Here is an 11,510-nt window from a genome sequence, read left to right as displayed (position 1 = left end):
GTTCGATTGAATCGCTACAAAAAACTTGATTTAGTTAACTAAACGCTAGACAATACTCAACTCAAACAGCCCAATCTGTCAAGATTTGGAAAAAGCAACGGCATGAGGAACACTGTTCCGCAAGATAAGACCCGAGCAAGTCTCCATAAACAGTTGTGCTGGCGACAATAGCAAGAGTGAACCACCTGATCCCTTCCCGAACTCAGAAGTGAAACCTCTTTGCGCTGATGGTAGTGTGGGGTTACCCATGTGAGAGTAAGTCATCGCCAGCTCATTAATTCCAAAACCCCCTCCGCCATAGGCAGAGGGGGTTTTTTATGCGCGGGAATAAATAGAAAAATCAATAATGATAGGTAATAATTGTATGAGCTAAATAAGGAGTGTCAACTTGTCATATGAACATCTTGGTTTTGAAGAACGAACAGCATTAATGCTTGAAATAAACAAGCCAGAATTTTCTCCTCGAACATTTGGCTAACAAATTAACAGGCATCACAGTACGATTTATCGTGAACTAAAGCGTAATACGATATCTAGACCTTATCGAGCAATGACCACATCTCAAATTTCATTCTCTCTTCGTAGAAGAGGTCATCGTAAGATTAATATCCAATCTGTACTATGGAAGTTTATTGTTGAAGCTATACGATGTTTGTAGTCTCCTGAACAAATATCAAAGTGCATAAAGCAGTTTCCTGATTTGGATAACACAATGCATGTCAGTCACACCACGATTTACTCAACCATTAGGGCTTTGCCTAAAGGTGAAACTCAAGAAAGATTTAAAGATTTACTGTCTTGTCTTAGACATGAAAATAAAAAGCGTAAAGCAAAGGGTGAAGCTAAAAAAGATTCAATATTACAAGATATTAAGACCATTCATGAACGACCCTCTGAGGTTGAGGAACAAAAAATACCTGGGCATTGGGAAGCTGATTTAATCAAGGGTAAAGATAATAGAAGTGCAATAGCTACACTGATTGAACATAATACACGACTTTGTATATTGGCAACTCTACCTGATGCAAAAGCAGAGTCAGTGCGCTTGGCTTTAACGGAAGCGTTAAAATATTTACCACCTGAATTAAGAAATAACCTGACTTATGATCGTGGGCGGGAAATGAGCAAACATAGAATACTTGAGCAGGATTTAGGGCTGGAAGTATATTTTTGTGATCCACACTCACCTTGGCAAAAAGGAACATGCGAAAATATGAATGGGCTCATTAGGCAGTACTTACCGAAAGGTATTGACTTAAATCAGGCAGATCAGGGATATTTAAATCAAGTAGCAATGTCATTGAACACCCGACCAAGAAAAGCTTTAGATTGATTAACACCATTAGAAAAATTTAATCAGCTTGTTGATTCTCATCAAGCTATCAGAACTGTCGCAACTCATGTTTAAATCCGTCATGTGTTGGTTTATGAGATAACTCAAGATATTACAAGAGCAATTATTATACGTAGTAGTGGGATTCATTAAACATTTTAAATTTTAATAATAAGAAAGCTATCTTTCTCAGTGGGAGGTATGTGCATGCTAAAAATATTATTTGTGAAAATTTATAGACTAAATAAAAATATATTTCAATTTTGAGGATTCCTTATCTTTATTTTTAGGACAACCGCATGTTTAATACTTTAAAAATTGTAGGATTTTTAATAATTTCGTGCTATAAACTTTGAAAGCGGCATAAAAATTGCTTATAAGTCGCAGAATTATGAGGAACTTTAAGAATGAAGTTATCGGTTGGATTAAGAGTTGCAAACTCCTTGTCGTTGACACCGCAGTTGCAGCAGGCCATTCGTTTGCTTCAATTATCCAGTTTAGAACTTGAGCAAGAAATTCAAATTCAACTCGATAGTAATCCTTTGTTAGAAAAAATAGAAGACCAGTCAAATATTGAAAGTCTCTCTTCTTTAGAAGAGCAAGAATATGATAATAAAGACCTAACCAATGAATTAAATGCCAATACTTTACCGGATGATTTACCGGTCGATACCGATTGGGATGATGTTTATACGCATCAGCCAACAAGTCTGGGTTCACCTGAATATGAAGAACGTGAAGATAATCGTCAAGGTCATTTAAGCTTAAAAGAGCATATGCTTGAACAGATTAATTTATTGCATTTTTCACAAGTCGATAAACTGATTGCACATTGTATTGTTGACTCATTAGATGAAAAAGGATTTTTAGATGCTGAAATTATTGAAATAACTGCATCTGTACAGCATTTATTGGAATCCATGGATTATGATGATGAGGTTGAGGATGATGAGGTAGTTGTAGTTTTAAAACATATTCAGCGGCTTGATCCTCCTGGTGTGGCATCTCGTAATTTAGCTGAATGTTTATTGGTGCAGTTGGATACTCTACCTGCGCAAACCGCATATCGTCGTGAAGCAATAACATTATTGAATCATTATGAATTATTGATTTCCAATGAATTGCCGAAACTGGTTAAACAAACAGGTTTGAATCCTGATCAGCTGAAATGTGCAGTTGATTTGTTAAAAACCTTAAAAGCCTATCCGGGCATGGAGTTTGAGGAAAAAGATTCTAATTATCAAATTCCAGATGTTGTGGTGATGAAAAAAAATCATCATTGGCAGGTGCAGTTAAATCCCGATATCGTGCCGAAATTACGCATTAATTCTTTTTATGCCAATATGATTAAGCGTGCTGATCAAAGCACTGATAATCAATATCTGCGCAATCAAATGCTAGATGCCAAAAACTTTATTAAGAGTGTGGATGAGCGGCATAAAACTTTGTTAAAAGTCGCAACCTGTATTGTTGAACATCAAAAAATGTTTTTAGAAATTGGTGCAGAAGGGATGAGACCTTTGGTGCTGCGTGATATTGCCGAAGAAGTAGAATTGCATGAATCTACGGTATCGCGTGTAACCACCAATAAGTTTATGCTGACACCACGCGGTCTATTTGAGTTGAAATATTTCTTTTCCAGTCATGTGGCGACAACTTCGGGTGGTGAAGCATCTTCTATTGCCATTCGTGCCAAAATTAAAAAGTTGGTTTCTGAAGAAAATCCACGCAAACCTTTATCAGACAATATCATTGCCAATTTATTGAAAGAAGAGGGGATTGATGTCGCCCGTCGAACAGTGGCTAAATATCGGGAGTCGCTACATATTCCATCATCTTCTGAACGAAAAGTCTTGATCTAAATTTTAAACTGTGGCTATTCTAGAGATTCATTATGACAACATAATGAATCTCTTTTTATTTAAGGAATAGTTGAAATGATTTAATGTTGAAGGTGCAGGATTGTATTTTTGCTGTCATTAGGTCGGCTTGGCTATTCTTTTCGAATCCTAAAAGAAGGTGAGGGATAGAACTATGCAAATAACAATTCGTGGTCATCATTTGACCATTACCCCTGCAATTGAAGAAAATATTCGCCTTAGATTTACCCAAATGATCAAACATTTAGATCAAGTAAATAGTATGCAGGTCAAACTTTCAAAAGATCATCAGATAGATAAATTTTCTAAAAAAGGCAGTGATAATCATATTGCTGAAGCTATTATTCGTTTACCGGGAATTGAGATGTTTGCTCAAGCCAGCGCTGATGATATGTATGCTGCGATTAAGAAACTAACAGAAAAGCTAAAAAGACAATTACATAAACATCGGAAAATGCAAATGGAGTATCCATCTTTAATTGCATAGCTTGATTTATAAACAAAAAGAGGTTTTTTTTAAGACCTCTTTTTTTATATATATAAAATGTTATGCGTTAATGATTTATTTTTCATATTTATAGTAAAATGGCAGGTTTTTACACCGTTGGTCCTATAAGAGGTCGTTGTGATGAATAGTGAACAGCTCACTGAAATTTTAAAAGCTGCTTTTCCAGAGGCTGAAGTTGCAGTTAGTGGGCAAGGCGGTAAGTTTGATCTGCGAATAGTCGATGAACAATTCGAAGGCAAGCGCCCAGTCGCACGTCAACAAACGGTTTATGCTCCGTTAAATTCATATATTGCCAGCGGTGAAGTCCACGCGGTAACTATTCGTGCAATGACCAAAGAAGAATGGCGTAAAGCAAGCTTATTCGGAGCTTAGAACTAAATGGATAAATTTTTAATTCAGGGCGGTGTTAAGCTCGAAGGTGAAGTGCGTATTTCTGGTGCGAAAAATGCAGCCTTGCCTTTACTTGCAGCGATGATTCTTGCAGATACCCCGACCACCTTAACCAATGTGCCTAACCTGAAAGACGTAAATACGCTAGTGCAATTGATTGCTGGCCTAGGTATTCAAATGACTTATGAAGGTGACACGGTTAAAGCTGATACTTCTACATTGAATAATCAGTTTGCACCTTATGAACTCGTAAAAACTATGCGTGCTTCAATTTTGGTGCTTGGCCCATTACTTGCGCGCTATGGTAGTGCACAAGTATCGCTTCCAGGTGGTTGTGCCATTGGTTCACGTCCGGTCGATCAACACTTAAAAGCATTAGAAGCTTTGGGTGCTGAAATTGAAGTGGAAAATGGTTATGTGCATGCCAAAGTTGACGGTCGTCTAAAAGGTGGCGAAGTTGTCTTTGACATGGTGACTGTGGGCGGTACTGAAAATATTCTCATGGCTGCGGTTCTAGCCGAGGGTGTTACTACTATCCGTAATGCTGCACGTGAACCAGAAATTACTGACCTTGCGCAAATGCTCATTAAAATGGGGGCAAAAATTGAAGGTCTGGATACCGACACACTGGTTGTAACGGGTGTGGAAAGCTTGCATGGCTGTGAATATGCCGTGGTCGCTGACCGTATTGAAACAGGTTCATACTTGGCTGCTGCTGCCATCACTGGCGGTAAAATCAAAACCACACATACTGATCCATCATTGCTCGAATCTGTTTTAGACAAATTTGAAGAAATGGGTGCGGAAGTGACCCGTGGTGATGACTGGATTGAACTCGACATGATGGGTAAACGTCCGAAAGCAGTCAGCTTCCAGACCTTGCCACATCCAGAATTTCCTACCGATATGCAAGCGCAGATTATGGCGGTAAATGCCATTGGTCGTGGTTTTGCCACCATTTCTGAAACGATTTTTGAAAACCGTTTTATGCATGTGCCGGAGCTTTCTCGTATGGGAGCAAATATTCAGGTTGAAGGTAATGATGCTGTGGTGACGGGTGTAGAAAAACTTTCTGCAGCGCCAGTGATGGCAACCGATTTACGCGCTTCATTCTCTTTGGTTCTTGCAGCTTTAGCTGCAGATGGGGAAACATTGATTGACCGTATTTATCATATTGACCGCGGTTATGAAGAAATTGAAGCCAAGTTACAGGGTTTAGGTGCCCAAATTAAGCGAGTAAGTTAATGAGTGATATGAGAAACGATGATCCAAACTTTGACGTAATGGGCAATTTTGATCATGGTTTAACTTTAGCATTAAGCAAAGGACGTATCTTAAAAGAAACTTTACCATTGCTTGAAACAGCAGGAATTAACTTACTGGAAGATCCAGATAAATCACGTAAGTTAATTTTTCCAACGACACATAAGCAAGTCCGTATCTTAATTTTACGTGCCTCAGATGTTCCGACTTATGTTGAAAATGGTGCAGCTGATTTAGGTGTTGCCGGTAAAGATGTGTTGATGGAACATGGCGCACAAAATGTGTATGAACCACTCGATTTAAAAATTGCCAACTGTAAGTTAATGACAGCAGGTAAAGTCGGTATGGTTCATCCCAAAGGCCGTTTAAAAATTGCGACCAAATATGTGAACTTAACCCGTCAATACTATGCAAGCTTAGGTGAGCAGGTTGATGTGATTAAACTTTATGGTTCGATGGAACTTGCACCATTGGTTGGTTTGGGTGATTACATTGTCGACGTCGTTGATACTGGTAATACACTACGTGCCAATGGTCTTGAACCACTTGAAGAGATCTGTAAAGTTTCTTCTCGATTGATTGTGAATAAAGCCAGCTTCAAACGTAAGCAGACTTTATTGAACCCGATTCTGGCACAGCTTGAAAAAGCCGTTGAAGAACGCGAAAGCAACAAATAAGCATCTCTGCATGCAAATTTGAAAAACCGTCATTCTGTGGCGGTTTTTTTATGGCTGAGAAAAAACTGTAAACCTTCAATGTTTTCATCAATCTTAACGAAAGTTAATTTCAATAAAACTGATACTGATACCGTATTATAGCTACCGACAAAGCGCATGAAAACGGGTAAACTAAAGCCTTCGAATTCAAACCTTATGGGTAAATTGATGCGACGTTTATCGACCCAAGATCAAAGCTTTAAGCAAGCCTTTGCTGACTTGTTGGCTTTTGAGACAGTTAGTGATCCTGAACTTTTAAAAACCGTAGACCAAATCATTGCTGATGTGCGTCAGCATGGTGATGCTCATGTTCTTAAACTCACTCAACAGTTCGATCGACATCCAGCGCATCAGTTTTCAGATCTTGAACTTACTCAAGAGCAGCTCAAATCTGCTTTTGAAGGCTTGGATAACGACGTTCGTGAAGCTTTAGAATTGGCTGCAAATCGGATTCGTGAATTCCACCAAGCACAAAAGCAGGATGGCTGGACTTATATCGATGCCTTGGGCAATACACTCGGTCAAAAAATTACACCGCTTGATCGTGTTGGAATTTATGTACCGGGTGGCTTAGCTTCTTATCCATCTTCAGTGCTGATGAATGCCGTACCTGCTCATGTTGCGGGTGTCGCTGAAATTATTATGGTGGTTCCAGCCCCTAATGGCGAGTTGAATCCACTGGTATTAGCGGCGGCTTATTTGGCCGGTGTACACCGTGTATTCACCATTGGTGGTGCACAGGCTGTAGCAGCATTGGCCTACGGTACAGAAACCGTTCCCGGTGTGGATAAAATTACCGGTCCAGGTAACCGCTTTGTTGCAGCGGCAAAACGTGCGGTATTTGGTCAAGTCGGTATTGACATGATTGCAGGTCCTTCTGAAATTCTGGTTTATGCTGAAGGCGAAAATAACGCGAAATGGTTGGCAATGGATGTGTTATCCCAAGCTGAACATGATACGGTTGCTCAAGCCATTTTCATCACACCCGATGAACAGCTTTTAAATGAAGTTGAGCAAGCGATTGAAGAGCATTTGGCAGCCTTGCCGAAAGCAGAGATTGCGCGTACGTCTATTGCTAACCGCGGTGCTTTAGTTTTGGTGAAAGACCGTCAAGAAGCCATTGATTTAATTAACCAAGTAGCGCCTGAACATTTAGAACTTTGCTTGGATGAAGCACAAGAGATGTCTGAGCAGATTCGCCATGCCGGCGCAATTTTCATGGGACGTTATACGCCTGAAGCGATTGGTGATTACTGTGCGGGTCCAAACCACGTCTTGCCAACTTCAGGTACAGCACGTTTTTCATCGCCACTTGGTGTCTATGATTTCCAAAAGCGTTCAAGCCTGATCATGTGCTCACAAGAAGGTGTGAAGACTTTGGCGAAAACCGCGGATGTCTTGGCGCAGCAAGAAAACCTGGATGCGCATGCACGTTCAGCACGTTACCGCTATCAACCATAAATAGAATTACAACCTCTCCCTGACCCTCTCCTAAAAGGAGAGGGGAAATTAAACCACAAAAAATCTTGTGTCTTTAGTAATGAAAATTCCTCTCCCTTTGGGAGAGGTTAGGAGAGGGTTTAAAGAGAATACAAAATGAATGTTACAGCAGAACAAATGCGTTTTTGGAGTCCTGAAGTACGTGAATTAGAACCCTACGTACCGGGTGAACAACCGAAAATTCAAAATTTATTAAAGCTTAATACCAACGAAAACCCGTATCCACCCTCTCCAAAAGTGGTGGATGCGGTACAAGCGCTATTAGTCAATTCAGCTGATGTGTTACGTTTATATCCAGATCCAGATGCGTCGGCATTAAAACAGGCTATTGCAACTCAACAAAATATTGATGTCAGCAATGTCTTTGTCGGAAATGGTTCAGATGAAGTGCTCGCACATATTTTCAAAGCATTTTTTGTGCAAGAGCAGCCCATACTTTATCCAGATATTACCTACAGTTTTTATCCGGTTTACAGTCAATTCTTTGGGGTGAAGACCAAAGTCTTACCCCTCAATAATGCTTTTGAAATTGTGGTAGATGATTATAAACAAGCCAATGGCGGCATCATTATCACCAATCCAAATGCGCCAACCAGTATTGCATTAGGATTATCTGCAATTGAAGAAGTACTACAATCAAATCCTGATTCAGTCGTGGTGATTGATGAAGCGTATGTCGATTTTGGGGCGGAATCTGCGGTCAGTCTAGTAGCTAGATATGAAAACTTGGTGGTATGTCAAACCACCTCTAAGTCGCGTTCCCTTGCGGGTTTACGGGTGGGGTTTGCCGTTGCTCAACCCCATTTAATTGCTGCGCTTGAAGCGGTAAAAAATAGCTTTAATTCATACCCGATAGATCGTTTTGCCATTGCTGCTGCCGTAGCTTCATTTGAAGATCAAGCCTATTTTGAAGCACAATGCCAAAAAGTTATTGATAGTCGTGAAAAGTTGGTTGCTAATTTAGAAGCAATTGGTTTTAAGGTTTTGCCTTCGAAAGCCAACTTTATTTTCGCATCACTCCCTAATAAAGATGCAGGCGAATTAGCGGCTGAATTACGTGAACGCGGCATTATTGTACGCTATTTTAATAAACCCCGTATCAATCAGTATCTACGAATTACGATTGGTACAGATGAGCAAAATCAACGTCTTGTTGATACTTTAAAAAATGACATCTTGGCTTAAATTCTTTTAAGAAGAGCTTGAGTTAAGATTCTTTCTGCCATGTATTGAGCAAATCAAGCATGGCAGAAACTTTATCAAAACATTCCTGATATTCTGCATCACAATCTGAGGCAATGGTGATTCCACCACCTGCCCATAGAGACACTTCATCGTGGTATTTTTGGATGGAGCGAATCAAAATATTCCAACAACCTGTGCCATCAAAATTAAAATAACCCATCGATCCACAATAAGCACCACGTGGCGCACCTTCAATTTCATCAATAATCTGCATTGCACGAATTTTTGGTGCACCCGTAATCGAACCTCCGGGCAGGGCAGACATCAAGACATCAAATGGATTGATATCTTGCTTTAATGTAGCTGTGACTTCGCTCACCATATGATGAACCTGATTAAAAGATTCAATTTCAAAAAGTTGAGGTGTTTTTACCGAACCTGTTTCTGCATAAATACTTAAATCATTGCGTAGTAAATCAACAATCATGACATTTTCAGCCTGATCTTTTTTAGAATGCATCAGCTTGTGTTTCGATTGTTCATCTCGTTCCGGGTCAGCATAACGGGGCATTGTGCCTTTAATTGGACGAGTGACAATTTTTCGATTCGCTTCAAAATTAATAAATAATTCAGGTGAACAGCTCAATAGTTCGAAGTCATTAATCTTTAAATAACCTGAATAAGGAGCATTGGTGAGTTTCCAGAATTCTTCAGCCGTAGCCAATAAGGATCCGTGAGCATTTGCTATAAATTCTTGAGTCAGATTAATTTGATAGCAATCACCGGCTTTAATATAGTCCTGAACTTTGTTAAAAGCAGTCACATATTCATTTTTATTCCAACGCGCGCGACAAGGTTGAGCGAGCGAAAAACAGGAATGCTTTTTATTGTGTATTGCCTGCTGAATAGCTTGAAAAATACTTTCCGCCTCATCTTCATCACTAAAAAAAGTCCAACCCTGAGGGGTGAATTTAAGATAACTACGATAAATGCCTAGAAATAAGGCAGGTTGATTTTTTTGTTTAATCGAAACCTGTTGTTGGGCTGCATGATCATAACCGACAAAGCCAATTAATCCGCCGTTAAAATCAGAAGAATGATTTTGAATATTTTTTTTGAAAAAGCTATTGAAATGAATAGATTGCGATTTTTTTTGATATTGATGCAGTGAAATTCGTTGGAAATTTTCAGTGATATCACCTTGTTTAAGCATATATTCAGATGCAAAAAAAGCGATCACAGGTTGGGTTACATTTTTTAAATAAATCAGATGACTAAGATGCGATAAAGCAGACAATATTTGAGCCGTACTAAGCCATTGTTCAGTCAACAGTTTTTGAAAAATAACCGGATTATTCATACGATGTTAAATTATAAAAGGCTATACAGAGATAATCTATTCTATAACAATATTTATGCATAAAAACTGTAAATACCGTTTGTCGGTAACATATGAATTACGATCAACAACAGTTGAACAAAAAATGACTCCCATATACCTTAAGTAGGGCAAACAGACTGCTCAAGGAAAGACTCCATTGTTGTCTAAAAACAAAAAACAACATGGAATATCGAGTGGTTCACAATCAAAAAAATAATACTCTTGGGAGAGTACAAATGAAAAAATTTACTAAACTTGCTTTAGTTTCTTCATTGGCAATTAGCGCAAATGCGATGGCAATGCAAGCAATGGATGATGCTTCATTGGGTGCTACAACTGGTCAAGATGGTATTAGCATCGGGATTGGTATTTCTAAAATCGAAATCGAAAAACTATTCATTCACGATAATGACGGTTTAGCTGCAGGTAGTCTTACTGCGGGTCAAGCGGGTTTTGGTGGTACAGGTGAAGCAGGTGCAATCTATATTAAAGGTACTGGTACAGGTATTACAGCAACCAACGGTATTGTGATTGGCGCAAACTATGACAATGGTGGTGCTTACTTACTGGCTTCACGTAACTTAGCTGATTTGCAAATTGACTCCGATGCAGGTGGTGGTAACCCATTCATTAACATTGCTGCGCAAGTATCTGGTTTAGATATTCACATCGGTGAAATTGGTGTTGTAGCATCTGGTGATGTACCTGCTGCAGATGCAACAACAATCCGTCGTGGTGGTCAAGGTACTGAAAATGCGATCTTAACTGGTCTTTCAATTAAAACAGGTCCAATGGCTGCAAACATTCAATTGGGTGCTGCACCACAGGGCGCAATGATTAAATTGAATGCAACCATGGTCGGTGGTTTAACGATTACAGATTTGGGTATTCTGGATAACTCAACCAAAACTACAACACGCGCAGCAGGTGTGATCCATCTTGATAGTATTCAAGTGGCAGATGCGAATAGCCGTGACTTAGTATTGAACCAAAGCATCAGTGTATTTGGTGAAGAAGGTGCTGATAAAGGTTATGTACGTATCGTAAGCACAAGCGGTGCACACGATACTTACGTCAAAGGTATTCATTTGGGTAGCAAAGCTGCTGCTTCTATTGGTGATATGGAAGTTCAAGGTATGCAAACTTACTTTAGCCCAGCTCAGGGTCAATATGTTCAGGGTGCGATTATCACAATCCGCGGTCACTAAGTTTCCGGGTCAAAAAGCGCGTGTTTACACGCGCTTTTTTTTACATAAATATTGTTAAATTTTGCAAAAAATAAAAAGAATACTGTTTTTTTTTTGAAAAAAAGGTATCTTGCTAGAACAGGGAAGTAGAGTATCTACTCTAAAAT

9 protein-coding genes, 1 rRNA gene and 1 pseudogene are annotated in these 11,510 nt (G+C 39.3%); 10 read left to right on the top strand and 1 reads right to left on the bottom strand.

Features of this window, described 5'->3' with window-relative positions; genetic code table 11:
* The first annotated feature begins 157 nt into the window (after positions 1-157).
* From rrf to hisC, 9 genes and pseudogenes are all read left to right on the top strand, one after another.
* Positions 158-272, top strand: a 5S ribosomal RNA gene (rrf, locus tag ACKI4H_RS10790).
* Positions 273-481: 209 nt separating this feature from the next.
* A pseudogene (locus tag ACKI4H_RS10785) lies at positions 482-1,408 on the top strand (IS30 family transposase).
* A gap of 332 nt (positions 1,409-1,740) precedes the next feature.
* Entirely contained in the window at positions 1,741-3,195 is a 1,455-nt protein-coding gene (locus ACKI4H_RS10780) for an RNA polymerase factor sigma-54 (protein ID WP_407305610.1), read from the top strand.
* 172 nt (positions 3,196-3,367) lie between these two features.
* Positions 3,368-3,700: a ribosome hibernation-promoting factor, HPF/YfiA family gene (gene hpf / locus ACKI4H_RS10775; RefSeq protein ID WP_407305608.1), complete on the top strand. Its 333-nt coding sequence runs from the start codon at positions 3,368-3,370 to the stop codon at positions 3,698-3,700.
* 141 nt (positions 3,701-3,841) lie between these two features.
* Complete coding sequence (gene ibaG, locus ACKI4H_RS10770) at positions 3,842-4,093, top strand: BolA family iron metabolism protein IbaG (RefSeq protein WP_004650949.1); 252 nt, start codon at positions 3,842-3,844, stop codon at positions 4,091-4,093.
* Between the two features lie 6 nt (positions 4,094-4,099).
* The gene (gene murA / locus ACKI4H_RS10765) at positions 4,100-5,356 is read left to right on the top strand and encodes a UDP-N-acetylglucosamine 1-carboxyvinyltransferase (protein WP_407305606.1); all 1,257 of its coding nucleotides are present in this window, start codon (positions 4,100-4,102) and stop codon (positions 5,354-5,356) included.
* Positions 5,356-6,051 (top strand): ATP phosphoribosyltransferase, encoded by a 696-nt coding sequence (gene hisG / locus ACKI4H_RS10760; RefSeq protein ID WP_131268816.1) that lies wholly within the window; start codon positions 5,356-5,358, stop codon positions 6,049-6,051. Before murA ends, hisG begins: the two co-directional genes overlap by 1 nt.
* Positions 6,052-6,246: 195 nt before the next feature.
* Positions 6,247-7,551: a histidinol dehydrogenase gene (gene hisD, locus ACKI4H_RS10755; protein ID WP_407305612.1), complete on the top strand. Its 1,305-nt coding sequence runs from the start codon at positions 6,247-6,249 to the stop codon at positions 7,549-7,551.
* 135 nt (positions 7,552-7,686) lie between these two features.
* Complete coding sequence (gene hisC, locus ACKI4H_RS10750; RefSeq protein ID WP_407305604.1) at positions 7,687-8,775, top strand: histidinol-phosphate transaminase; 1,089 nt, start codon at positions 7,687-7,689, stop codon at positions 8,773-8,775.
* Positions 8,776-8,797: 22 nt separating this feature from the next.
* On the opposite strand, the gene pabB is transcribed toward hisC, so the two are convergent.
* Positions 8,798-10,135, bottom strand: coding sequence for an aminodeoxychorismate synthase component I (gene pabB, locus ACKI4H_RS10745; protein ID WP_407305602.1), 1,338 nt, complete (start codon positions 10,133-10,135; stop codon positions 8,798-8,800).
* Between the two features lie 257 nt (positions 10,136-10,392).
* Here pabB and ACKI4H_RS10740 point away from each other — a divergent pair, with 257 nt between their 5' ends.
* Positions 10,393-11,364, top strand: coding sequence for a DUF6160 family protein (locus ACKI4H_RS10740; protein WP_407305600.1), 972 nt, complete (start codon positions 10,393-10,395; stop codon positions 11,362-11,364).
* The last annotated feature ends 146 nt before the right edge of the window (positions 11,365-11,510 follow it).

It is taken from the genome of Acinetobacter sp. (genome assembly GCF_045628685.1).
In the GTDB taxonomy this organism is placed as follows: Bacteria; Pseudomonadota; Gammaproteobacteria; order Pseudomonadales; family Moraxellaceae; genus Acinetobacter.
The sequence above is the reverse complement of the archived record's forward strand: the minus strand, read 5'-3'. Positions and strand labels throughout refer to the sequence as shown.